At 66.6% G+C, this 23,876-nt stretch carries 24 protein-coding genes and 1 other RNA gene; 13 read left to right on the forward strand and 12 right to left on the reverse strand.

Annotated features, from left to right (window positions below):
* The first annotated feature begins 47 nt into the window (after positions 1–47).
* Positions 48–1,382, forward strand: coding sequence for a phosphate regulon sensor histidine kinase PhoR (gene phoR / locus HCU76_RS30950; protein WP_213959255.1), 1,335 nt, complete (start codon positions 48–50; stop codon positions 1,380–1,382).
* Here the strand turns inward: phoR and HCU76_RS30955 are convergent.
* The 3 genes from HCU76_RS30955 to HCU76_RS30965 form a co-directional block, all read right to left on the reverse strand.
* On the reverse strand, positions 1,345–2,721 hold the full coding sequence (locus HCU76_RS30955; protein WP_371319936.1) for an MATE family efflux transporter: 1,377 nt from the start codon (positions 2,719–2,721) through the stop codon (positions 1,345–1,347). The genes phoR and HCU76_RS30955 overlap by 38 nt on opposite strands.
* Positions 2,718–4,454 (reverse strand): hypothetical protein, encoded by a 1,737-nt coding sequence (locus HCU76_RS30960; RefSeq protein ID WP_213959256.1) that lies wholly within the window; start codon positions 4,452–4,454, stop codon positions 2,718–2,720. The genes HCU76_RS30955 and HCU76_RS30960 overlap by 4 nt, the downstream gene beginning before the upstream one ends.
* A gap of 79 nt (positions 4,455–4,533) precedes the next feature.
* Positions 4,534–4,800: a type B 50S ribosomal protein L31 gene (locus tag HCU76_RS30965; protein ID WP_213959257.1), complete on the reverse strand. Its 267-nt coding sequence runs from the start codon at positions 4,798–4,800 to the stop codon at positions 4,534–4,536.
* Positions 4,801–4,914: 114 nt separating this feature from the next.
* Here HCU76_RS30965 and HCU76_RS30970 point away from each other — a divergent pair, with 114 nt between their 5' ends.
* Complete coding sequence (locus HCU76_RS30970; RefSeq protein ID WP_218511405.1) at positions 4,915–5,973, forward strand: oxidoreductase; 1,059 nt, start codon at positions 4,915–4,917, stop codon at positions 5,971–5,973.
* Positions 5,974–6,152: 179 nt separating this feature from the next.
* On the opposite strand, the gene rho is transcribed toward HCU76_RS30970, so the two are convergent.
* On the reverse strand, positions 6,153–7,418 hold the full coding sequence (gene rho / locus HCU76_RS30975) for a transcription termination factor Rho (RefSeq protein WP_213959259.1): 1,266 nt from the start codon (positions 7,416–7,418) through the stop codon (positions 6,153–6,155).
* A gap of 179 nt (positions 7,419–7,597) precedes the next feature.
* A complete protein-coding gene (trxA, locus tag HCU76_RS30980; protein WP_213959260.1) occupies positions 7,598–7,930 on the reverse strand; it encodes a thioredoxin TrxA in 333 nt (110 codons plus the stop codon).
* A gap of 183 nt (positions 7,931–8,113) precedes the next feature.
* Between trxA and HCU76_RS30985 the strand changes: the two genes are divergently transcribed.
* Positions 8,114–9,355 (forward strand): TIGR03862 family flavoprotein, encoded by a 1,242-nt coding sequence (locus HCU76_RS30985; RefSeq protein WP_218511406.1) that lies wholly within the window; start codon positions 8,114–8,116, stop codon positions 9,353–9,355.
* Positions 9,356–9,438: 83 nt separating this feature from the next.
* Positions 9,439–9,756, forward strand: coding sequence for a hypothetical protein (locus tag HCU76_RS30990; RefSeq protein WP_213959262.1), 318 nt, complete (start codon positions 9,439–9,441; stop codon positions 9,754–9,756).
* A gap of 1 nt (position 9,757) precedes the next feature.
* On the opposite strand, the gene ffs is transcribed toward HCU76_RS30990, so the two are convergent.
* Positions 9,758–9,854, reverse strand: an RNA gene (ffs, locus tag HCU76_RS30995) — signal recognition particle sRNA small type.
* A gap of 24 nt (positions 9,855–9,878) precedes the next feature.
* The gene (locus HCU76_RS31000; RefSeq protein WP_218511407.1) at positions 9,879–10,997 is read right to left on the reverse strand and encodes a M12 family metallopeptidase; all 1,119 of its coding nucleotides are present in this window, start codon (positions 10,995–10,997) and stop codon (positions 9,879–9,881) included.
* Between the two features lie 117 nt (positions 10,998–11,114).
* On the opposite strand from HCU76_RS31000, the gene dnaX reads away from it, so the two are divergent.
* The 7 genes from dnaX (at position 11,115) to HCU76_RS31035 (ending at position 18,090) form a co-directional block, all read left to right on the forward strand.
* Complete coding sequence (gene dnaX, locus HCU76_RS31005) at positions 11,115–12,920, forward strand: DNA polymerase III subunit gamma/tau (protein WP_218511408.1); 1,806 nt, start codon at positions 11,115–11,117, stop codon at positions 12,918–12,920.
* Positions 12,921–12,983: 63 nt separating this feature from the next.
* Positions 12,984–13,316: a YbaB/EbfC family nucleoid-associated protein gene (locus tag HCU76_RS31010; RefSeq protein WP_213959265.1), complete on the forward strand. Its 333-nt coding sequence runs from the start codon at positions 12,984–12,986 to the stop codon at positions 13,314–13,316.
* A gap of 39 nt (positions 13,317–13,355) precedes the next feature.
* Positions 13,356–13,946, forward strand: a complete 591-nt coding sequence (gene recR, locus HCU76_RS31015; protein WP_213959266.1) for a recombination mediator RecR — start codon at positions 13,356–13,358, stop codon at positions 13,944–13,946.
* Positions 13,947–14,119: 173 nt separating this feature from the next.
* Positions 14,120–15,154, forward strand: a complete 1,035-nt coding sequence (locus HCU76_RS31020) for an ABC transporter substrate-binding protein (protein WP_213959267.1) — start codon at positions 14,120–14,122, stop codon at positions 15,152–15,154.
* Between the two features lie 75 nt (positions 15,155–15,229).
* Positions 15,230–16,045, forward strand: a complete 816-nt coding sequence (locus HCU76_RS31025) for an ABC transporter ATP-binding protein (RefSeq protein WP_218511409.1) — start codon at positions 15,230–15,232, stop codon at positions 16,043–16,045.
* Position 16,046: 1 nt separating this feature from the next.
* A complete protein-coding gene (locus HCU76_RS31030) occupies positions 16,047–16,871 on the forward strand; it encodes an ABC transporter permease (protein ID WP_213959269.1) in 825 nt (274 codons plus the stop codon).
* Between the two features lie 19 nt (positions 16,872–16,890).
* Positions 16,891–18,090: a low temperature requirement protein A gene (locus tag HCU76_RS31035; RefSeq protein WP_256354597.1), complete on the forward strand. Its 1,200-nt coding sequence runs from the start codon at positions 16,891–16,893 to the stop codon at positions 18,088–18,090.
* Positions 18,091–18,100: 10 nt separating this feature from the next.
* Here HCU76_RS31035 and HCU76_RS31040 read toward each other — a convergent pair whose 3' ends face one another.
* Positions 18,101–19,705: a transglycosylase SLT domain-containing protein gene (locus tag HCU76_RS31040; protein WP_218511410.1), complete on the reverse strand. Its 1,605-nt coding sequence runs from the start codon at positions 19,703–19,705 to the stop codon at positions 18,101–18,103.
* A complete protein-coding gene (locus HCU76_RS31045; protein ID WP_218511411.1) occupies positions 19,702–20,061 on the reverse strand; it encodes a hypothetical protein in 360 nt (119 codons plus the stop codon). Before HCU76_RS31045 ends, HCU76_RS31040 begins: the two co-directional genes overlap by 4 nt.
* 19 nt (positions 20,062–20,080) lie before the next feature.
* On the opposite strand from HCU76_RS31045, the gene HCU76_RS31050 reads away from it, so the two are divergent.
* Entirely contained in the window at positions 20,081–20,920 is an 840-nt protein-coding gene (locus HCU76_RS31050; RefSeq protein WP_213959272.1) for a class I SAM-dependent methyltransferase, read from the forward strand.
* A 28-nt stretch (positions 20,921–20,948) separates the two neighbouring features.
* The gene (rnhA, locus tag HCU76_RS31055) at positions 20,949–21,398 is read left to right on the forward strand and encodes a ribonuclease HI (RefSeq protein WP_218511412.1); all 450 of its coding nucleotides are present in this window, start codon (positions 20,949–20,951) and stop codon (positions 21,396–21,398) included.
* Positions 21,399–21,429: 31 nt separating this feature from the next.
* On the opposite strand, the gene HCU76_RS31060 is transcribed toward rnhA, so the two are convergent.
* Genes HCU76_RS31060 through mobA form a run of 3 tightly spaced genes read right to left on the reverse strand, consistent with a single transcriptional unit; the run spans position 21,430 to position 23,858 of the window.
* Positions 21,430–21,912: a Crp/Fnr family transcriptional regulator gene (locus HCU76_RS31060; protein WP_218511413.1), complete on the reverse strand. Its 483-nt coding sequence runs from the start codon at positions 21,910–21,912 to the stop codon at positions 21,430–21,432.
* Between the two features lie 9 nt (positions 21,913–21,921).
* Positions 21,922–23,235: a gephyrin-like molybdotransferase Glp gene (gene glp, locus HCU76_RS31065; RefSeq protein ID WP_218511414.1), complete on the reverse strand. Its 1,314-nt coding sequence runs from the start codon at positions 23,233–23,235 to the stop codon at positions 21,922–21,924.
* Positions 23,232–23,858, reverse strand: a complete 627-nt coding sequence (gene mobA / locus HCU76_RS31070) for a molybdenum cofactor guanylyltransferase MobA (protein WP_256354598.1) — start codon at positions 23,856–23,858, stop codon at positions 23,232–23,234. The genes glp and mobA overlap by 4 nt, the downstream gene beginning before the upstream one ends.
* Positions 23,859–23,876 lie beyond the last annotated feature (18 nt).

Genomic DNA, 23,876 nt, shown 5'->3' on the forward strand with positions numbered 1-23,876 from the left:
CGGTGATACAGCCTTCCCGCGCAGCCTGGCGCGGATAATCTCCCGACATGCCCTTCCGAATTGCTACGTTCCTGATAGCGTCCGCCCTGGGGGCTGCGATCGCTGGGGGGCTGTTCGGATGGCCGCTCGCATGGGTCGGCGCATGGCTCGGGTCCTTGCTGTGGCTCGTGCTCGACGCATGGCGCGCGGCCCGGCTGCTGGGCCTGTTGCGCAACGATGTGGCCAACCTGCCTTCGCGCGGGCCGGGTGTCTGGGGCGAGTTGTCGGAGCGCATCCGCAAGCTGCTGCGCGAGCGTGAAAAGCAGACGCAGCAAGCCGAGGAACGCCTGCAGGAATTCCTCGCGGCCATCCAGGCGTCGCCCAATGGCGTGGTGCTGCTCGACGAGCAGGGCCGCATCGAATGGTGCAACCAGACGGCAGCGGCGCAGTTCGGCATCGACGCCGAGCGCGACCTGCTGCAGCACCTGGCCAACCTGGTGCGCGACCCGGCCTTCGTGGCCTACCTGGCATCGTGGAACTACAGCCGGCAGGTGCTGATCGACGCGCCCGCGCGTACGGTCATGCGGGGCGGCCATCCGTTGCGGCTCTCGGTGCAGGTGCATCCTTATGCGGGCAATCGCCGCATGCTGCTGACCCGCGACATCACCGCGCTGGAGCAGGCCGAGACCATGCGGCGCGATTTCGTCGCCAACGTCTCGCACGAGATCCGCACGCCGCTCACCGTGTTGGCGGGCTTCGTCGAAACGCTCCAGAACCTGCCACTCGACGCCGAGGAGCGCGCGCGCTACCTGCGGCTGATGGGCCAGCAATCGCAGCGCATGGAAATGCTGGTCAACGACCTGCTGACCCTGTCCAAGCTCGAAGGCAGCGCGGCGCCGCCGTCGAGCCAGTGGACACGCGTGCGGGCGCTGCTGGCGCAATGCGAGGACGAGGCGCGGGGCCTGTCCGGCAGGCTGGTGCCGCAGGGCCACAAGCTGAGCTTCGCGATCGAGGCGGATTCCGAGATTTCCGGCGCATCGACTGAGCTGCAAAGCGCCATGTCCAACCTGCTGAGCAACGCGATCCGCTATACGCCCGGCGGTGGCGAGATTGCGGTGACCTGGCAGGTGCTTCCGGACGGCCGTGGTGAATACGCCGTGCGCGACAGCGGGCCGGGCATCGAGCCCGAGCACGTCCCGAGGCTCACCGAGCGCTTCTACCGCGTCGACCGCAGCCGCTCGCGCGAGACCGGCGGCACCGGGCTGGGGCTGGCCATCGTCAAGCACATCGCGCAGCGCCACGGCGCCGAACTGCGCATCGACAGCAAACCCGGGCAAGGCTCGCGTTTTGCGCTGCTGTTCTCGCCTACGCGGGTGCGGGCTGCGCGCGCCGTCGCGGCTTGATCGTTCGCCACAGCAGCGCGGCGAACAGCAAGGCGGTGAGCCACAGCGCCGCCGCGCTCATCAACCAGTACGCCAGCGGCGATTGCATGGCCTCCCACGGACCCAGTCCCCGGTAGGCCAGCAGGTAGCTGCCGCCCAGCCCCACGCCCCACAGCAGCGCGCAGTAGATGACGAGCGGCGCGACGGTCACGCGATAGCAGCGCAACACGCACACGCACATGGTCTGCACCGCGTCCGCCATGTGATAGGCCGAGGCCGCGCACAGCAGCACGGCGGCCAGCGCCGCGACTCGCGTGTCGCCCGAATAGACGCCGGCCAGCCAGCCGCGCAGCAGCACCATGAGTGCGCCCAGCGCCAGTGCCATGCCGATCATCAATTCAAAGCCCTTGCGGCACGCGCGCCGCGCCAGCAGCGGCTCGCCGGCGCCGAGCCAGAAGCTCACGCGCGCACTGGTCGCGATGGAAAGCGACATCGGCACCATGTAGGCCACGCCCACGAGGTTCGATGCGATCTGGTGCGCCGCGGCAGCCGCCGTGCCCAGCCGGGCGATGAACAGCGCCATCAGCGTGTACGACGTGATTTCCACCAGCACCGCCAGCCCGGCCGGTCCGCCAAGCCGGAGGAACTGGCCCAACTGTTGCCAGTCCGGTGTCTCCAGCCGCTGCCAGAAGTTGTACCTGCGGTAGAAGCTGGCATTCCTCAGCAGCCACATCGCGCACAGCAGCATGCTCCAGTTCACGATCAGCGTGGCCCATCCGCAGCCGACCAGCCCCAGCGCCGGCATGCCCGCGCCACCGAAGCAGAGCCACACCGACAGCGGCACCTTCAGCGCCAACGAAGCCGCTTGCAGCCAAGTCACCAGTTGTGGTTTGCCCAGGCTCTGGTTCAGCGTGCCGAACAAGCGGAACAGCAAGGCCGGCGGCAAGCCGAATGCGAGCACGAACAGGTACCGGCCCACCTCGTGCTGCATGGCGTCGGGCACGCCCGTCCATCGCATCAGCGCGTCCGGATTCAGCATGATCGCCATGCCCAGCACCATCGCCAGGCCGCAGAGATAGAGCGATTGCCGCACCGACCGGCCGACCTCCGCCGTGCGCTGTCCGCCATGCAACTCGGCCCACACCGGCAGCAGCGCCTGCAGCACGCCCATGAGCGACACATACACGCTGATGAAGATGGCCGAGCCGACCGCGAGCGCCGCCAGCGCACCCTCCGCATAGCGGCCCGCGACGATGGTGTCGCACACGCCAAAGGCCATCACCGCCAGTTGCCCGACCAGAACCGTGCCGGCATGGCGCGCGATCACGCGCCGTTCGCTGTTCCGTGCGCCCGCGGTCACGGCGCGATGCGCTGGTAGAGCAGCAGGTCGTCCGTATCGCTGGCGGGGCGGCGCAGCGTCCCGTCGAAGCGCCACAGGTTCAGGTCGATGACGTTGTGCAACCGGGCGATCACGTCCGGGTTGACCAGCAGCCAGCGGCAATCCTGGGCGCCGGTGAGCGGGCGCAATTCGAAGTGGCCATGGTGCAGCAGCGCCGCCAGCTGCGCGCGCTGCAGGCCCAGCTCCGAGATGCAGGGCGTGTTGCCGACCCGTTGCGAGATCATCTGCACCTGCGGCGCATAGCTGCGCGCGTAGTCGAGCACCGGCAGCCAGAGCGTCATGACCAGCATCCAGCACAGCGCGGTGCCGCCGGCCGGCAGCACCAGCGTCTTCCACAGCGCCGCCCGATGGCGCCCGGTGCGCCAGCGCACCAGCCAGAACCAGGCCACCGTAGCCGCCAGCGCGAATGCGAAGGCCGTGGCGGAAAAGCTGGGCACGAAGCCAGGTGCAAGCCGCGCGACGTTGGCGGCCGGCTTGGGCGGTATCCCGGTCTGCAGCGAGATCCAGTAGAGCCAGATGAAGATCGCCGACGTGGTGAAGGTAAGCAGCGTCAGCCAGTCCAGCAGCGCCGCCACGCTGCGGCGAAAGGTCGGCAGTGCAAAGGCCGCCAGCGTGGCGAATGCCGGCAAGGACAGCAGCAGCGAGCGCTCCGAGAAATCGGTGGTGATCGTGGCGGCCAGCGGCACCAGCACGAACCACAGGGGAAGGATCACATGGCGTGCCGTAAGTTGCCGGCGCCAGCGCCAAAGCGTCCAGGCGGCCAGCGGCCACGCCGGCCAGGGAAACCACAGCAGCAGCTTCACCAGGCTTCGAATGTCCTTGACCAGCGAGGCCTCACCGGCGCCCGGCAGCACGACATGCCAGCGAAACAGCCCGTAGGACACGGCAAGCCCGACGCCGACCGCCCCGACCACGATCACCGCCAGCAGCGCATAGAGCGGGTAGGGGCGGCCTGCGTCTTCCCGATCGCCTTCATCGCTCGCCAGGCCTTGCTTGCGATCCCTCGCCAGGAAAACGATGCAGCCCACGCAGAGCATGAGCGCCAGTGCCGGCGCACCACTGAGCGACAGGCCGATGCCACCCAGGGCCAGCGCGGCCAGCGCACCGGCTGGGCGGTATGGCAGGGCGGCCACGCCGTAGAACAGGCTGGCTGTGAAGAAGAGCTGTGCCAGCGCTGGCGTGGTCTCGTGGCCGAGTTGCAGCAGTCCCAGCGTGGCCAGCAGCGCGAGCAGTGCGCCGTCGGCAATGGCGCGGGCATAGTCCGTGGGCCGGGCCTCCCCGCCGAAGGCAAAGGCCACGGGCTGGGCGGCCGGCGTTCGGGCGAGGTAGTAGACGGCGTACCAGGTTGCGGTGAAGGTGCCCCAGAGCATCAGGGCGAATGCAAAGCGCACTGCCAGGTCGGGATTGATCCACGCCGGCGCGAGCTTGATCGCCCAGGCGCCGATCCAATAGGGCAGCAGGGCGGGTGTTTCGGGCCGCAGGCCGAACAGCAGCGGATCGAACCAGCGCGCCACACCCTCGGTGCTGCGCGCCAGTTCCGTCATGTAGCCGAATGCCGCGACGTCCGCGCTCTTCCACGGCCCGCGGCCGACCAGCCCCGGCATCAGGTAGGCGGCGCACAGCAATATCAGCGCGACCCGCGGCAAGCGGCGCACTGCGGCCTGGGCAACGATGGCGGGCGTCGGCTGGCTCAACGGACGGGCGTGAAAGGTGCTTGAAACGAAAAAAAAGGCAGCGCGGTAAACCGGGCTGCCTGGACCTGGAGCGGCAAGCTTACTTGGAAGCGGCGCCGGTGGTCTTGCCGAAGCGGTTGCGGAACTTCTCGACGCGACCGCCCATGTTGTCCACCGACTTCTGCGTGCCGGTGTAGAACGGATGCGATTCGCTGGTGGTGTCCAGCTTGAACAGCGGCAGTTCGCGGCCGTCGTCGGTCTTGCCCATTTCCTTGGTGTTCGCACACGAACGGGTCACGAACTTGAAGCCGTTCGACATGTCGACGAACAGCACTTCGCGGTAATTGGGGTGGATGCCTGCTTTCATGGTCTTTCCTTTGGGTCGATGCGAGAGCCACGCCGAGCGAAATCCCGGCCGCACTTTTCGCGGAGCCTTCGATTATCGCATACTGGCGCATTTGCAGGCAAACACCGCCACTTCATGACCACCAGAACACTGCGCGCCGGCCTCGTCGGCTACGGATTTGCAGGCCAGACCTTTCATGCGCCAGTGCTGTCCGCCGTGCCCGGCCTGGCGCTGGGCGCCATCATGAGTTCGCAGGCAGTAAAGGCGCTGGCCGACTGGCCGGACGCCGCCATCGTCCCTGACATGCCTGCCATGCTGGCACTCCCCGACATCGACCTGATCGTCGTCGCGACGCCCAACGAGGCCCATTTCCCCGTTGCGAAAGCCGCGCTGGAGGCCGGTAAACACGTGGTGGTGGACAAGCCCTTCACGCTGGACTCGGCGCAGGCGCGCGTGTTGGCGGACCTGGCCCGGCAACAGGGCAGGGTGCTCGCGGTCTACCAGAACCGGCGTTTCGACGCCGATTTCCTGACACTGCGCGACGTCATCGCCAGCGGCAAGCTCGGCCGCCCGGTGTATTTCGAATCGCACTTCGACCGGTTTCGCCCGGAGGTCCGGCAGCGCTGGCGCGAGCAGGACGTGCCCGGCGCAGGCCTCTGGGTGGACTTGGGCGCGCATCTGGTCGACCAGGCGGTGCAACTGTTCGGCAAGCCGGACACCCTCCAACTCGACACCGCCGCGCTGCGGGACGGAGCCCTTGTCAATGACCATTTCCACGCACTGCTGCGCTACGAAACCGGCCCGCACGCCCCGCTGCGCGTGGTGTTGCACGCGAGTACGCTGGCCGCGCATGCCGCCCCGCGCTACATCCTGCATGGCACCCGCGGCAGCTATGTGAAGCAAGGCGTCGACGTGCAGGAAGACGCGCTGAAGGCCGGCGAACGCCCGGGCGGCGAGGGCTGGGGAATCGACCCGCTGGTAGGAGAACTCAAGGTGCACGCGGTGGGTGACTGGGTGCAGACCATCGAGTGGCCCAATCGCCGCGGCAACTATGTGGATTACTACGCCGCCGTGCGTGACGCGATCCTCGGCGTGGGCCCGAATCCAGTGCCACCGGAGCAGGCCGTCGCGCTGATGGAGTTGCTGGACCTCGGGACCCGCAGCGCCAGGGAAGGCCGCGCGCTCGCGCCATGAAAAAAGCGCGTTGCCTTTGAGGGGCAACGCGCTTTTTGCGGCGACCGACAACGGACGCAGAAGGGGCGAAGATTTCGTAGCGAGGGCGCCGAGGTCGGGTTGAGCAGCGCACCCGTACTTGGGTACGGCGAGCAGCGCAGACCCGAGATCGGCGGCCGCAGTAGAAAGATTCGCTCCTTCTAGCCGCCGCGACGCATCATGTCGAAGAACTCGACATTGGTCTTGGTCGCCTTCATGTTCTTGAGCATCAGTTCCATCGACTCGATCTCGTCCATGTTGTACATGAGCTGGCGCAGGATGCGGGTCTTCTGCAGGATCTCGGGTGCGAGGAGCAATTCCTCGCGGCGCGTGCCGCTGCGGTTGAGCTGGATCGACGGGAACACGCGTTTCTCATAGAGGCGGCGGTCCAGGTGGATTTCGCTGTTGCCGGTGCCCTTGAATTCTTCAAAGATCACTTCGTCCATGCGGCTGCCGGTATCGACCAGCGCGGTGCCGATGATGGTCAGCGAGCCGCCTTCTTCCACGTTGCGCGCGGCGCCCAGGAAGCGCTTGGGACGCTGCAAAGCATTGGAGTCCACGCCACCCGTCAGCACCTTGCCCGACGAGGGCACGACGTTGTTGTAGGCGCGCGCGAGGCGGGTGATCGAGTCCAGCAGGATCACCACGTCCTTCTTCAGTTCGACCAGGCGCTTGGCGCGCTCGATCACCATCTCGGCAACGTGCACATGACGCGCGGCAGGCTCGTCGAAGGTCGAGGCGATGACCTCGCCCTTCACCGTGCGCTGCATTTCGGTCACTTCCTCGGGCCGCTCGTCGACGAGCAGGACCATCATGTGAACGTCGGGGTAGTTGGCGCTGATCGCGTGGGCGATGTGCTGCATCATCACCGTCTTGCCGCTCTTGGGCGGCGCCACGAGCAGGGCGCGCTGGCCCTTGCCGATGGGGGCGATGATGTCGATGATGCGGCCGGTGATGTTCTCGTCGCTCTTGACGCCGTCGCGTTCCAGCTTCATCTGTTCCTTGGGGAACAGCGGCGTCAGGTTCTCGAACATCACCTTGTGCTTGTTCTGCTCGGGCGCGCCGTCGTTGACCTTGTCGAGCTTGGTCAGCGCGAAGTAGCGCTCGCCGTCCTTGGGCGTGCGGACTTCGCCTTCCACCATGTCGCCGGTGTGCAGGTTGAAGCGGCGCACCTGGCTCGGGCTGATGTAGATGTCGTCGGTGCTGGCCGTGAAGCTGGTGTCGGGGCTGCGCAGGAAACCGAAACCGTCCGGCAGGATCTCGAGAACGCCGTCGGCAAAGACCTGTTCGCCGGCCTTCGCGCGCTTCTTGATGATGGCGAACATCAATTCCTGCTTGCGCATGCGGCCGGTGTTTTCGATCTCAAGCGCTTCGGCCTGCTTGAGGACTTCAGACACGTGGAGTGCCTTGAGTTCGTTTAAGTGCATTGAATGACCCCTCTGCGGGGTAGCAACTGAAATACGGGGGGAGGTTTGAAATGTGAGGCGAGAGGTGCCTCACAAACCGGGGAACTCGAACCGGGGCGCTTGTGGCGTGCCGGTGATCTGCTGCCGATTATGCAGCAAATCCGGAGGGCTACGCCTTGCGCGTAGTCCTCCGTATTGGATCAGGCGAGCTGTTGGTCGATGAAGGCGGTCAACTGTGCCTTGCTCATGGCGCCTACTTTGGTGGCAGCCAATTGCCCGTCCTTGAACAACATCAGCGTGGGAATGCCGCGGATGCCGAACTTGGCGGGGATGTCGCGGTTCTCATCGACGTTCATCTTGGCGACCTGGAGCTTGCCTTCATAGGTGCTCGAGACCTCGTCGAGGATCGGCGCGATCATCTTGCACGGGCCGCACCATTCGGCCCAGTAGTCGACCAGCACTGGCTTGCCGGCCTGCAGGACGTCGGCTTCGAAAGAGGAATCGGAGATGTGTTTGATGAGGTCGCTTGCCATGTCTTGTCCTTTGGGTGCGGTGAGCAGTAGTGCCGCTAAAGTGCGGGTCATTGTGACAGAAACCAAGATATGCCGTGCCGAGGGCGCGGGCTATCGTGGCCATAGTTTTCCCCCTGACAACCCATTGGAAATCCGGCCAGCATGGCCGGGCGTGCACGCAGGTTGTCGCACCCATCGAATCGAATGAACCAGAAGAAGACGCTTGCCGTTGTCGGAGGCGGCCCCGCGGGCCTGATGGCCGCTGAAGTGCTGAGCGCGGCCGGCGTGCAAGTCCACCTGTACGACGCCATGCCCTCGGTGGGCCGCAAGTTCCTGCTGGCTGGGCGTGGCGGACTCAATCTCACGCACTCGGAACCCTTCGATATCTTTGCGAGCCGCTTTGGCGATCGGCAGGCGCAGGTGCAGCCGATGCTCGAGGCCTTCGGGCCGCGCCAGATGCAGGACTGGGCGCACGGCCTCGGCATCGAGACCTTCGTTGGCAGTTCCGGCCGCGTGTTCCCCAAGGACATGAAGGCCGCACCGCTGCTGCGCGCATGGCTGCATCGCCTGCGCGCGGCGGGCGTCCAGTTCCACATGCGCCATCGTTGGCTGGGATGGGAAGACGACCAGGCGCCGGCGACCGCATTGCGCTTCGGCACGCCGCAAGGCGACCAGCAAGCCAGGCCCGATGCGGTTGTGCTGGCGCTGGGCGGGGCGAGCTGGTCGCGGCTCGGTTCCGACGGCGCCTGGTGGCCGTGGCTCCACGCGCGGCAGGTTGCGCTAGCGCCCCTGCAGCCTGCCAACTGCGGCTTCGACGTGGGTTGGAGCGAGCACTTCGCGAGCCGCTTTGCGGGCCATCCATTCAAGTCTGTGGCCTTGTCTTTCACCGACAGGCAGGGCCGTTCGTTTGCGCGCAAGGGCGAGTTCGTCGCGACCGCTACCGGTATCGAAGGCAGTCTGGTGTATGCGGCCGCGGCGCTCTTGCGCGACGAGATCAATGCGTCTGGCGGCGAGGGCGCGACCTGTCATATCGACCTGCTGCCGGATCGCACTGCCGCGCAGGTAGCGGCGGCGGTCAACCACCCACGCGGCGCCCGGTCGCTGTCCAGCCATCTGAAGAGCCGGCTCGGCCTGGATGGCATCAAGTCAGGCCTGTTGCACGAGCAACTCAGCCGCGAGGAAATGCACCAGCCCCAGCGCCTGGCCGAGGCGATCAAGGCGCTGCCACTGCGAGTGCGCGCCGCACGCCCCGTCGACGAGGCCATCAGCACGGCAGGCGGCGTGCGATTCGATGCGCTTGACGCGAACCTGATGGTGACGGCGCTGCCGGGCGTTTTCTGCGCCGGCGAGATGCTGGACTGGGAGGCGCCGACGGGCGGTTATCTGCTGACGCTCAGCATGGCCAGCGGTGCGGCCGCTGCGCATTCGGCCTTGCGATGGGTGTAATGCATCACAAATGATTACCTTTGGCTGATATGCAATCCCGGAGGCCGGCGACGACAATCTCCTGAGATATTCAGGGGGTGCCGATGAGGCCAAAAGTAGAGATCGAGAAGATCCGCGAGAGCTATTTCAACTACAGCGTCAGCACCGAAGGCGGCAATGCGATCTACGCCCGCGACGGGCTTTATTCCATTGCCGAGTGCATCCACGATGCGGCCACCGCGCTGGGCCACAACTTTCCATTCACCACGCTCGGCTACGAAGGCTTCGTGCTGGGCGAGTTCTCGGTGGCGATGATGGAGCACTCCGCCAAGATGCTGGAACGATGGCTGGAGGCGCTGTTGATCGGGCTTGCGTCGAATGGCCCGTTGGGCGATGACTGCCTCTGGCAGCCATCGAAATGAGGTTGACGAGCCTTACCCCCGGCACTGACTCCACAGTTAGGGCTGCTTGGTTCCCCACCTGACCCGGTTGGCCGCTTCACCATGCGGGGAGGCCCGTCAGACGTTATTGTAGATGACGGTTTTCACCAGACCATCAATGAGGTTTCCAGCGCTGCGTCCGCGTAGTAGAGCCGCACGCCGGCCTGGTACTTGCGGCCCTTCTGCAGGCGCATCTGCACATGCGCATTCAGGTCGGTGCCGCTGTCGTCGTTGCCGGCGATCTGCACGTTGCCCGTGGGCGTGACCTCGAACAGCACCAGCACCGTGTCCGAGGTGCCGAAGGTGCCGACGTCGTAGGTGCGGGTGCGGGTGGGCGCGAACTCGAACACGCGCGTCTCGCCGGCCTTGAGTTTCAGCAACTGCGACAAGCCCACCTTGAGTTGCGGCACTGCCGGCGCTTTCACGCCCGGATAGGACTGCGCCACCCAGCTCTTGTCGGCCGGCGAGAGTCCGCCTTTGGGCATCAGGCCACTCGAATACTTCGCCGGCGCCTGGATCAGCCCGGCCTCGAATTGATATTCCATGACCGAATCGGGGTCCCAGGTGGTGCCCTTGACTTCGGCCACGGGAATCTTGCGCAGGATGTTCCAGTCGATCTGGTCGTCGGGCCAGGAGTTGGGCGGCCCCCGAAAGTAGTCCAGCACGGCCTGACGGTTCCAGGTGATGCCGGCGTTCGGGTTCTGGTGTTCATGCTCGAGGCCCAGCGTGTGGCCGATCTCGTGCAGCGCGGTGTCGCCGCCGTAGGGCGTCGTCAGTGGCCAGCCGTAGTTGAGGGTCCGCTCGGCCGGGTCGCGCGTGTTGAGCACGTCGCGGCCCACGTACGACCACGAGCCATCGTTCTGGTCGAAGCCGATGCGGACCATGGCGTCGCCTGGATGGTCGACCTTCTTGAAGGTGATGCCAATGCCCAGCTTGGTCCAGGTCGCGAAGGCGTTGTCGACCGCCGCGATGTCGCTGGCGACACCGAACCAGGCCGACGGCACCGCATCGCCCTTGCGGAAGCAGTAGTAGGTGATCGTGGTGCCGTTCACCCATTTCTTGCTCGCGCTCAATATGGCAAAGGCGCGGCCGGCTGGAACGCTGCTGTCGAAGGTGCGCGGGGTCTGGACGGGTTGTGCGCAGTAGCGCAGCCGGCTCGACTTTTCTGCTGCCGCGGACTTGGCAGCTTTCGCGCTGCGCTTGGTGCTGGGGGCATCGGCCATGACGTGTCTCCTCCTTTGGTGAGTCTTCATGCTAGTGACTCGGATTGGGGTTTACAACTGCATAACGACATACCTCCCGCGCCATAGAGGGATGGGACCGGCCCCTAAAATGCGCCGATGTCCTATCTCGTGCTCGCCCGCAAATACCGTCCTCGGAACTTCGAGGAGATGGTGGGGCAGGAGCATGTCGTGCAAGCCCTGTCGAATGCGCTGACCACCCAGCGCCTGCATCACGCCTACCTGTTCACCGGCACGCGCGGCGTTGGCAAGACCACCGTGTCGCGCATCCTGGCCAAGTCGCTCAACTGCCAGGGACCGGACGGGCAGGGCGGCATCACGGCCACGCCCTGCGGTGTGTGCCAGGCCTGCAGGGATATCGACTCCGGCCGCTTCGTGGACTACACCGAGCTCGACGCGGCCTCCAACCGCGGTGTCGACGAAGTGCAGTCGCTGCTGGAGCAGGCGGTCTACAAGCCGGTGCAGGGGCGCTTCAAGGTCTTCATGATCGACGAAGTGCACATGCTCACCAACACCGCGTTCAACGCGATGCTGAAGACGCTGGAGGAGCCGCCCGAATACCTCAAGTTCGTGCTGGCCACCACCGATCCGCAAAAGGTGCCGGTCACGGTGCTGTCGCGCTGCCTGCAGTTCAACCTGCGGCCGATGGCGCCGGAGACTGTGCTCGAACATCTGACGCAGGTGCTGCAGACCGAACAGGTGCCGGCTGAAGTGCAGGCGCTTCGCCTGCTGGCGCGCGCCGCCCGGGGCTCGATGCGCGATGCGCTTTCACTGACCGACCAGGCCATCGCGTTTGGCAACGGCACGCTGGTCGAGGCGGGTGTGCGGCAGATGCTCGGGACGGTCGATCGCGGGCATGTGTTCCGGCTCATCGATGCACTCGCGGCGGGGGATGGCAAGACGGTGGTCGAGACCTCGGAGACGTTGCGGCGCGATGGTCTCTCCGCCGCTTCGACGCTCGAGGAGATGACCACCGTTTTGCAGGCCATGGCTGTATTGCAGGCCGTGCCCGCACGCGCAGACCTGGCCGGCGGCACCGACCCGGATGCTGCGGAGACCGCGCGCCTGGCAGCGTCCATGCCGCCCGATGAAACCCAGTTGCTCTACAGCCTGTGCCTGCACGGCCGGGGCGAGCTGGGCCTGGCGCCGGACGAGTACGCCGCGCTCACGATGGTGTTGCTCCGCTTGCTGGCATTCAAGCCATCCGGGGAAAAAAAAACTCTGAATGAGCCGGTTCGGCCGGCCTTGCCGGCGGAGCGGACTGTCGCCGTGGCCCCGCAGGCAGCCGAGTCCGTTGCGCCGCCGGTTGTGGCTGCGACTGCCCCGGTCATCCAGCCCCCGCCAGGTCATCGCCTCCCGGTCGTCGAGCCGCCCGCGCTCGCGCAGCCGAGGCCGAGCGCAGCGACCATGGAAGCCGCACGCGCCGGGCCGGGCGTTGTTGCCATGCAGGTCCGTGTCCAGCCGCCCCCCGGCGCGCGCGACATGGCAAGCGACAAGGCTGCGGGCACGCCGCTGGTGACCAGCGAGGACGGCGACTTCTGGCACGACACGGTCATGCAACTGGTTGTGGCCGAGACCATCGGCGCGCTCACGCGCGAACTGGCGTTGCAGTCGCAGCTGGTGGCGCGCGACGTGGACCAATGGCTGCTGCGTGTGGAGCGCGAGTCGCTCAACCAGGCCGCCAGCCGGGAGAAGCTTCAGGTGGCGCTGGCAACGCTCGGGCATGGCGTCAGGCTCGCCGTGGAGGTCGGCAACGTGGTCGACAGCCCGGCGCGCCGCAACAAGCTGGCCGCCGAAGCACGACAGCGGGCGGCGGAAGAGGCCATCCGCAACGACCCGCTCGTGCAGAGCATGATGCGCGACTTCGATGCCCGCATCGTGCCGGGGACGCTTCGTCCGGCGTAAGGCTGCGCGCCGCGCGGCGGTTTAGCATTCACCCCAATTTTTCAACTATCCAGGATCAAACCCATGTTCAACAAAGGACAACTTGCCGGCCTCATGAAGCAGGCCCAGGCGATGCAGGAGAACCTCAAGAAGGCGCAGGAGGAACTGGCCACCATCGAGGTCGAAGGCGAGTCCGGCGCGGGCCTCGTGAAGGTCGTGATGACCTGCAAGCACGACGTCAAGCGCATCACGATCGACCCCAGCCTGCTGGCCGATGACAAGGACATGCTCGAAGACCTCGTGGCCGCCGCCTTCAATGCCGCGGTGCGCAAGGCCGAGGAAACCAGCGAACAGAAGATGGGCAAGCTGTCCGCAGGCATGCCGGGGCTGCCGCCCGGCATGAAGCTGCCTTTCTGAAGATGCTGCGCGCGTCCAGGCTTGCGCAAGTGCAGGCCCATGGCTGATTCCAGTTCGCTCGACGCGCTGATCGAGGCATTGCGCCGCCTCCCGGGCGTGGGCGTCAAGTCTGCCTCGCGCATGGCGTTCCACCTGTTGCAGCATGACCGCGAAGGCACGCAGTTGCTTGCGCGCGCACTGCAACAGGCGGCCAACCAGGTGCGGCACTGCGACCGCTGCAACACCTTCACCGAGGCGGATATCTGCAATGTCTGCAGCGATCCGAGGCGGGACGCCAGCAAGCTGTGCGTGGTGGAGACGCCGGCCGACCAGGCCGCGCTCGAGCGCACCGGCGCGTTTCGCGGCTACTACTTCGTGTTGATGGGCAAGCTGAGCCCCCTTGACGGCATCGGCCCAAAGGACATCGGCCTGCAGAAGCTGTTCGACCGCGCGCTGGATGGGCATGTGGTCGAGGTGATCCTTGCCACCAATTTCACCGCCGAGGGCGAGGCCACTGCCCACGTGATCGGCGAGGCCTTGCGCCAGCGCGGCCTCACGGTCACGCGATTGGCGCGCGGCGTACCGGCCGGCAGCGAACTCGAATACGTCGATCTCGGGACGATCGCGCACGCCTTGGTCGACCGGCGCTGACGAACGGCGCGGCGGCGTATTTTCTGAACGGCCCGTGGATTTTCTTCCTCGTTTCAGAGGACTTCATTCTTACGTGGAAACCCGCACGGGATGTCCCCAATGCAGTGGGGGATGGCGCTCCCTAAGCTCTGTTCAACTTCACACAGAACCGGCGGCTCTTCGCGTCGGCTTCCATGCTCAACCGCCGTACCTTCACCTCCGCTGCAGCACTCGGCGCCACGGCAATTGCCGTGCCTTTCGCCTATGCACAGGCCAAGCTCGAGAAGACCAAGGTTTCGATCGCCGTAGGGGGCAAGGCGGCGTTCTACTACCTGCCCTTGACCATCAGCGAGCAACTGGGCTACTTCAAGGCCGAGGGGCTGGAAGTCGAGATCTCCGACTTCGCCGGTGGCTCGCGTGCGCTGCAGGCCGTGGTTGGCGGCTCGGCGGACGTTTGCTCGGGCGCTTTCGAGCACACCATCAACCTGCAGGCCAAGAGCCAGCACTTCCAGTGCTTCGTGCTGCAAGGCCGGGCGCCGCAGATCGCAGTGGGCGTATCGACCAAGAACATGCCCGCCTACAAGGCCATTGCGGACCTCAAGGGCAAGAAGATCGGCGTCTCCGCGCCGGGCTCCTCGACCAACATGGTGGCCAACCTCGTGCTGTCGCGCGGCGGCGTCAAGGCGACCGAGGTGAGCTACATCGGCGTCGGCGTGGCCGCCGGTGCGTTGACGGCGCTGCGTGCGGGCCAGATCGATGCGATCAGCAACACCGACCCGGTGATGACGATGCTGGAGCAGAAGGGCGACGTGAAGATCATCAGCGACACGCGCACGCTCAAGGGCACGCAGGAAGTGTTCGGCGGACCGATGCCGGCGGCCTGCCTCTATGCATCCGCCGAGTTCATCCAGAAGAATCCCAACACCTGCCAGGCACTCGCCAACGCCATCGTGCATGGCCTCAAGTGGCTGCAGACGGCCGGGCCGGGCGACATCATCAAGACCGTGCCCGAGACCTACCTGCTGGGCGACCGCGCGCTGTACCTGGCGTCCTTCGACAAGGTGCGCGAATCGATTGCCATCGACGGCCTGGTGCCTGCCGACGGGCCGAAGACCGCGCTGGCCGCCATCGCCAGCTTTGACAACACGGTCAAGCCCGAGAAAATCGATGTGGACAAGCTCTACACCAATGATTTCGCCAAGCGGGCCAAGGACAGGTTCAAGGCCTGAACTGCAGGCGCATCATGACCCGGCTCCGGCCGGGTTTTTTGTTGGGGCCTCAACTGCAACCACGCGACTCGATTCATGTCTGACTACGCACTCGAACTCCTCGACATCAGTTGCACCTTTCGCTCGAAGGACGATTCTTCGCAGCGCTACGCGGCGGTGGCCGACACGACGCTGCGCGTCAAGGCCGGTGAATTCGTTTCGGTGGTCGGCCCGACGGGCTGCGGCAAGTCGACGCTGCTCAACGTCGGGGCGGGTTTGCTGGAGCCCTCGTCGGGTACGGTCAAGGTCTTTGGCCGGCCGCTGGCGGGCATCAACCGGCGCGCCGGCTACATGTTCCAGAGCGAAGCCCTGATGCCATGGCGCAGCACGCTCGACAACGTCATGGTCGGCCTGCAATACCGCGGCGTGCCGGATGCGGATGCGCGGGCGCAGGGCGAGGCCTGGCTCGCGCGCGTGGGCCTGTCGGGCTTTGGCGACCGTTATCCGCATCAACTCTCTGGCGGCATGCGCAAGCGTGCGGCGCTGGCGCAGACGCTGGCACTGGACCCGGACATCATCCTGATGGACGAGCCCTTCAGCGCACTCGACGTGCAGACCCGCCAGCTCATGGAGAACGAGGTGCTCGACCTGTGGGCCGCGAAGAAGAAGGCGGTGCTCTTCATCACCCATGACCTGGACGAAGCCATCGCGATGAGCGATCGCGTGGTGGTGCTCTCGGCCGGGCCGGCGACGCATCCGATCGGAGAGTTCAGCATCGACCTGCCGCGCCCGCGCGACGTGGCCGAGGTGCGCACCGACGCGCGCTTCGTCGAACTGCATACACAGATCTGGAACGTGCTGCGCGACGAGGTGCTCAAGGGCTATGCACAGCAGTTGAAGAAGGCCGCATGACATGCTGAATGAACGCAATGCGCGCTTCTGGCAACTGGCGCTGCTGGTCCTCATCCTCGTGGTGTGGCACCTCGCCTCGCGCAACCCGCAGTTCGCCTTTTTCCTGGGCGAGCCGATTCAGGTCGCGGGACGCATCTGGAGCTGGTTCCTGCCCTTCGACGTGCCGGCCAATTCGTTCTTCCCGGACGGGCTCAAGGGCAATGCGGATGTGTACCTGCACCTTGGCACGACGCTGGTCGAGACCGTGCTGGCCTTTGCCATCGGGACCGCGGTAGGGCTGGCCTGCGGCCTGTGGCTCGCGCTGGCGCCGACGGCCAGCCTGATCCTGGACCCCTACATCAAGGCGGCCAACTCGATGCCGCGCGTGATCCTCGCGCCGATCTTCTCGCTGTGGTTCGGTCTCGGCATCTGGAGCAAGGTGGCGCTGGCGGTCACGCTGGTGTTCTTCATCGTGTTCTTCAACGTCTACCAGGGCGTGCGCGAGGTGAGTCCGGTGATCCTCGCCAACGCGCGCATGCTCGGCGCCAACCAGCAGCAACTGTTGCGCACGGTGTACCTGCCGAGTGCGACGAGCTGGGTGTTTTCCAGCCTGCATACCTCCGTCGGGCTGGCTTTCGTCGGCGCCGTGGTGGGCGAGTACCTGGGCTCGGCACGCGGCGTCGGCTACCTGATCCTGCAGGCGGAAGGTACCTTCGATGTGAACACCGTGTTTGCGGGTATCGTCGTGCTCACTGTCTTCGCGTTGGTGCTCGATGGGGCGGTGGGCGTGATCGAGCGGCGCTTGATGAAGTGGCAGCCGCGCAGCGGCGAGACCGAGAAGATGTAGTCGAAAAGGGGAGGATTTCTTGAACGGCAACAACCACAAGCCCGCGCGCCATCCGTCGGCGCTGCTGCGCTCGCGTCACTCGGCGGCGCGGGTCTCGAATGAAGAGCTTTTCTTCGACCTCGTCTATGTCTTCGCCGTCACGCAGCTCTCGCACTACCTGCTCGACCATCTCACCCTGCTCGGCGCCTTGCAGACGCTGCTGCTCTGGTTCGCGGTCTGGATGGGCTGGCAGTACACGGCATGGGTGACCAACTGGTTCGAGCCGACGGCGTTGCCGATCCGGCTGGTGCTGTTCGCGATCATGCTGGTGGCGTTGGTGATGGCTTCGGCGTTGCCGCAGGCATTCGGCGAACGGGCACTGGTGTTCGCGGGTTGCTATGCGGCGATCCAGGTGGGGCGAACGCTCTGGGTGTTGCTGGCGCTCGGCCCGGGGGATGCATTGGCGCCGAACTTCAGGCGCATCCTGGCCTGGACCTCGATCGTCGCGGTGCTGTGGGTGACAGGCGCCCTGGTCGACGGCAACCTGCGGCTGGGCCTCTGGGGCGCCGGCGTGCTTTGCGAATACGTGGCGCCGATGGTGGGCTTCCGGTTCCCCGGACTCGGCCGGTCGAGCACGTCCGACTGGACCATCGACGGCGGCCACCTGGCGGAGCGCTGCCAGCTGTTCGTGATCGTGGCCCTGGGCGAATCGGTGCTGGCGAGCGGCGTCGCTTTCGGGCAGGCCAGGGAGTGGGCCTTCAGTGCCGTGCTGACGATGCTGGTGACCTTCCTTGGCAGCATCGCGATGTGGTGGATGTACTTCGACACCAGCAGCAAGGACGCGGCCCACGTGATCGAACACTCCGATGATCCCGGCGGCATCGGCGCGAAGTTCCACTACACGCACGTGGTGCTCGTGGCGGGCATCATCGTCTCGGCCGTGGCGGATGAACTCGTCATTGGCCACGGCGACCATCACGTCGAATGGAAGTACCTCGGCGCCTTGCTGGGCGGGCCGGCCATCTACCTGTTCGGCAACGCGCTGTTCAAGCGTGTTGTGTATGGCTTCACGCCGCAATCCCACATCGGCGGGCTGGCCGTGCTGGCGCTGATCGCGCCGTTTGCATCGCACCTGTCGGTGGCAACGGTGGGCGCGATGACCACGGCGGTGATGGTGGCCGTGGCGCTGCTCGAATCGATGTGGCGGCGGCAGTCGCGTGCACGGGCTGCTGCGCGCTGACGCCGGGAGGTCAATGCTTCTTCTTTGGCGGCGCGCTGGCGACCTTGTCCCGCGCCGCCTGCTTGCCAGCCTCGCGCGGGGCAGGCGCCGGCTTTGCGGGGCTGCGCGGCGCGGCCTTCGTCGACGAAACCTGCACCACCTGCTTGCTGGGAACCGACACCCTGACCGGGACGCCGCTGCGCTGGGAGCTCACGACGCGCGCCGGCGCCACGCCGCTGCCGACCCTGGCGGCGGCCATGGCGCGGACCTGCACGTAGATCACCACGCTGGCGCCGCGCGGGAACTTGTGGCCGGTGTGCACGTCGTTCCAGTCGGCCACGTTGGCGGCGCTGAGCCGATAGCGGCCGGCGATGCTGGCAGGCGTGTCGTTGCGGCCGGCCCGCACCGTGGTGCGGCGCGTCACGATCTCGGGCTGGAAGCTCAGGTGACCGGTGTCGGCCACCACCGCGGCCACGTCTTCCTGCACCTTGGCCGAGCGCGGCACGATGAGCGTGGAACCAGCCTTGATCAGCATGCGCGGCGGAATGTTGTTGACCGCGCGCAGGTCGGCCTCGCTCATGCCGGCGCGTTGGGCCGCGTCGGTCACGGTCATCGTCGTGTCGACGGTCCAGGCGGTCCAGCTGGCGTACTGGCCTTGCGTGTAGGCCTCGAAGTTGCGCGTGAAGACGGCCGCGTTGTCCCAGGGCAGCAGGATCTGCGGCGTGCCGGCGGCCAGGATGATCGGCTTGTGCGCCGCGGGGTTGAGCGCGCGGAAGTCCTCGATGCGCACGTCGGCCAGCTTGGCGGCCAATTCCACGTCGAGGTCTCGCGTCAGCGTGACGGTCTGGAAGTAGGGGTGGTTGGGTATCAGCGGGAGTTCAGTGTTGAACGCCTGCGGATTGGCCACGATGTTCTTCACGGCCTGCAGCTTGGGCACGTAGAGGCGGGTTTCGCCGGGCATCGTCAGGTCGCTGTAGGTGGTGGGCAGGCCCAGGCGCTGGTTCTTGGCGATGGCGCGGCTGACGCTGCCTTCGCCCCAGTTGTAGGCGGCCAGCGCCAACTGCCAGTCGCCGAACATGTTGTAGAGCTTCTGCAGGTAGTCGAGCGCGGCGCGTGTCGACGCGAGGACGTCGCGGCGGTCATCGCGGAAGATGTTCTGCTTGAGGTCGTAGTCGGTGCCGGTGGCCGGCATGAACTGCCACATGCCGGCGGCGCGCGCGCTGGAGACGGCCTGCGGGTTGAAGGCGCTCTCGATGTAGGGCAGCAGTGCCAGCTCGGTCGGCATGTCGCGGCGCTCGAGCTCTTCCACGATGTAGAAGATGTACTTGTTCGACCGCTCGGTCATGCGCTGGATGTAGTCCGGCCGGCTCGCATACCACTGCTCGCGCTCGTGAACCGCGTCGTTGTCGAGGTTCTGCATCTTGAAGCCGCGGCGGATGCGGTCCCACATGTCGGTGGGTGGCGCCAGGGGGACGACTTCGAGGGACGTCGCCTTGCCGTTGGCGATTGGCGAGAGCGGGTCTGTCGGGTAGGTCGGGGTGGCGGCGGGAGCGGATCCGGTGGTCGGTCCGGTGCCGGTCGCGCAACCCGCGAGCAGCAGGGTGCCTGCAATGCAGGCGGCTAGCAAAAATTTCATCGGAAGTCGGATTTCCATTGGTGCATTGCGGTGATTGCCTGGGCGTCACTGGCCACGGCGGCTTGGCCGGCGTGGGCGCGCTTTGCTTCAAGGAGGGTGGCTTCGCGGATGCGAAGAATGGAGTGGGTGTTGCGCCTGGCATCCGGGCGTATCGGTCGAAACGTGGTGCGGTCGGCCGGATCGGCCGGATCGGCGCGGAGGTGCGTGTCTAGAATCGCTGCCAGTTGCGGCTCGCCGCGCCCGAGTGTATCGAGCGTCGGCTGGGCAAGGCCCGGGTGTACCTCGAAGGCATCGGGCCCGCGCTTTCGCATCCAGGTGTAGTTGTCAGCCAAAGCGGGCAGCGGAACGAGGGTCATGAGCGGTCAAATTATAGGTTTGCAAGATTGGTTCCAGACCCCGCCCGGCCGCTATCTGCTGGCCTGGGAGCAACTGCAATTCGACCAGGCCGTGGCCGACATGTTCGGCTACCACGCGCTTCAGCTCGGATTGCCCGCTATCGACGCCCTCCGGGCCAACCGCATGAGGCACCGCTGGCTGGCGCTGCCGCAATTGCCGAAAGAGCCCCCAGGGCCGGGCAGCGCCCGTCCCGCCCCCCGCGGGGGACTGAGTCGAGATGGCGAAGCCACATCGACTCAAGCAGGAGAAGCGCCTTCCGCGGCATTGTTCACGGACTTCGCCGCGCTGCCCTTTGCGGCCAACAGCCTGGACCTGGTGCTGCTGCCGCATGCGCTGGAACTCAGTGAAGACCCGCATGCCACGCTGCGGGAGGTCGAGCGCGTGCTGGTGCCCGAGGGGCGCGTGGTGATCTGCGGCCTGAACCCTCACAGCCTGTGGGGCATGCGTCAGCGGCGTGCCCATTTGTGGCGGCGCCTGGGCCTGGGCGAACTGTTCCTGCCCGAGGCGGGAGAGTTCATCGCCTACCGGCGCATGCGAGACTGGTTGCGGCTGCTGAGTTTTGAGGTGGAATCGGGCCGCTTCGGGGCTTACCGGCCGGCGGTGCGCAGTGACGCGTGGCTGGAGCGATTGCGGTGGTTTGATACGGCGGGCGAGCGGTGGTGGCCGATATTCGGCGCCGTCTACTTCCTGGTGGCGGTCAAGCGGGTGCGCGGGCTGCGCCTGTTGAGTGCGGACTGGCGCCGCGCCGCCGCCCGGGCGAGTGCGCCAATGCCGGTGGCCGGCAAGGTGCACCGCGCACCGCCGCCGCCCCGACCCTGATTTTTTTGAAGATGCAAGGACAAACGAGTTGAACGAGGTACAGATCTACACCGACGGCGCCTGCAAGGGCAATCCCGGCCCGGGCGGCTGGGGCGCATGGCTCAAGTCGGGTGCGACCGAGAAGGAGATCTTTGGCGGGGAGCTGAACACGACCAACAACCGCATGGAGCTCACGGCCGTGATCGAAGGCCTGGCGGCGCTGAAGCGGCCGTGCAAGGTGGTGCTTTACCTGGACAGCCAATACGTGCGGCAGGGCATCACCGAATGGGTGAAAGGCTGGAAGGCCAAGGGCTGGATGACGGCGGCCAAGCAGCCGGTGAAGAACGTCGAACTGTGGAAGCGGCTCGACAAACTCGTGCAGGATGGCGGCCACACCATCGAATGGCGCTGGGTCAAGGGGCATTCGGGCGACCCGGGCAATGAGCGGGCCGACATGCTGGCCAACAGGGGGGTGGACAAGGCGCTTGGGAGGATCTGACCCACCCGCGGGATGTGCGCAGTCGGCGAATCTACAGATGCTTCGGCGGCGGCAGCACCTCGCCCATGCGGGCGCGCAGCAGCAGGTCGTCGACGACGCGAAGCCGGCGGCTCAGCTCGCGGCCGATGTTCATCTGGATTAGCGCAAACTGGGCCGTGTTGTGCTCGTACAGGCGGTAGAGATTGGCGGGTGTCAACACCACAGCGACGCAGGCCGCATCGGCCCGCACGGAGGCGCTGCGCGGCGACAGGTCGAGCAGTGACATCTCGCCGAAGCAGTCGCCCTGCTTCAACTGATGCAGCAGCAGGCTTCGGCCCTGCCAGCTCTTGAAAATGGTGACGCGGCCCGCCTCCAGCACGAACATGCCGTGCGGCGGGTCGCCTTCCTGGAAGAAGAACTCGCCGGTGGGCACATCGACGATGGGCGCGGGGCCCAGCAGGAACTCCAGCGTCTCCTCGCTGATGCCGCCGAATATCGGCATTTGCTGGAGCAACTCGATGCGGGCGGCGAGCATTGTCAAGGCCTATACGACGCCATCGAACATCATCACATCCACCTCGTCGCCAGGCGCGACGCTGCCTTGCGCATGGTGCAGCACGACCAGGCCGTTGCCCTCGACCATCGAGCTGAGGACACCCGATCCCTGGTTGCCGGCGATACGGACCTCCGGCAGTGCGCCCGGCGTGCAGGTGACGCGGCCGCGCTGGTACTCGGTGCGGCCAGGCTTCTTTCGGATCGATGCAACGCTGCGGGCGCGCAACATCGGCGGCGGCGCGGCATTGGAGGCGTTGCAGCCCATGAGGCGCAGCAGCGCCGGGCGCACGAAGGCGAGGAAGGTGACCATCACGGCGACCGGGTTGCCGGGCAAGCCGAACAGCACCGCGGCGCCCGCGCCCGCTCCATCCCCCTTTGGAACGAGGCCGACGGCCATCGGTCGGCCCGGGCGCATCGCGACACGCCAGAAGGCCATGTCGCCCAGCTGCCGCATCACGGCGCGGGTGTGGTCGGCCTCGCCGACGCTGACGCCGCCGCTGGTGATGATCGCGTCGGCGCGCAGGGCCGCATCGGACAGCGCGGCGGCCAGCGCGGCCGGGTCGTCGCGCACCATGCCGAGGTCGACCACCTCGCAGCCCAGCCGCGTGAGCAGGCCGAAGACCGTGTAGCGATTGCTGTCGTAGACGGCGCCCTCGCGAGGCGCCTCGCCGAGGCTGAGGATTTCGTCGCCGGTCGAGAAGTAGGCCACGCGCAGGCGGCGGACGACGCACGCCTCGGCCTGGCCGAGGCTGGCAAGCAGGCCCAGTCCGGCGGGTGTCAGGCGCTCGCCTTGTAGGAGCGCGGGGCGGCCCTGCATGAGGTCTTCGCCGGCGAAGCGGCGGTTGTCGCCGCGGCGCAGCGCATCGGCTGGGAAGCGCACGGTGTCGCCATCGATGCGGCAGAACTCCTGCGGCACGACGGTGTCGAAGCCGGCCGGCATCACCGCGCCGGTCATGATCTTGAGTGCCTCGCCCTTGCTCAAGGCGCCACGCCATGCAGCGCCCGCCAGTGCAGTGCCTGCCACGCGCAGGCTGATTTCTCCGGGAGCGGGCAGCGCATCCAGCACCGCGCCGTCGAACGCGAAGCCGTCCATGGCCGAGTTGTCGTGCGGCGGCACGTTGAAGGGCGAGATCACGTCTTCGGCCAGCACGCGGCCGAGGGCCTCGAACAGCGGCACGCGTTCCCGCTCGCGCAGGATGGCGGGTTCGACGAGGCTGGCAAGGAAGGCCTGAACGCCATCCACGCTCAGTGCCTTCGGGTCATAGCCGGCCAGCGCGGCGGAGATTTCGGCGACGCGGCTCATCGGATGCGGTGTGTTTCCAGCGCGGCGAGCTCGGCCAGCGTGTTGGCATTGAAGAAGGCGTCGGGCGCATCGCCCTCGCGGTCGAAGGGCACGAGCACGGTGCGGTGCTGCGCGGTCCACGCATCGATCTTGCGCCCGCCGGACCGGGTGAAGCGCGCGAGGCTTTCGAGCAGGGTCGTCGGCAGCAGGCAGAACACGGGCTGGGCGCGCAGGACCGGGGGACCGCCGTTGTCCTGTGCTTCCGGCGCGCTGACCATGGCGATCTCCGTATCGGTCTCGACGAGCGCATCGGCAAGCCGCCTGGCCAGGTCGAGCGGGAACAGCGGGGTGTCGCACGGGACGGTCAGAAGCCAGGGCGTCTCGCAGCGTTCCAGCCCGGTCAGGAAGCCGGCCAGCGGCCCGGCATAGTCGGCCAACCCGTCCGGCCAGACTGGCACGCCGAAGGATTCGTAGGTCGAGAGATTCCGGTTGGCATTGACCATCATTTCGCCAACCTGGGCGCCGAGTCGCAGCACCGCATGCAAGGCCAGGGGCGTGCCGTTGAAGGGCTGCAGGCCCTTGTCGACGCCGCCCATGCGGGAGCCGCGGCCGCCGGCAAGGACGAGGCCGGTGATGTCCGTCATGTGGATGGGGGTTGCGTG

It is taken from the genome of Variovorax sp. dw_308 (genome assembly GCF_019207085.1).
In the GTDB taxonomy this organism is placed as follows: Bacteria; Pseudomonadota; Gammaproteobacteria; order Burkholderiales; family Burkholderiaceae_C; genus Variovorax.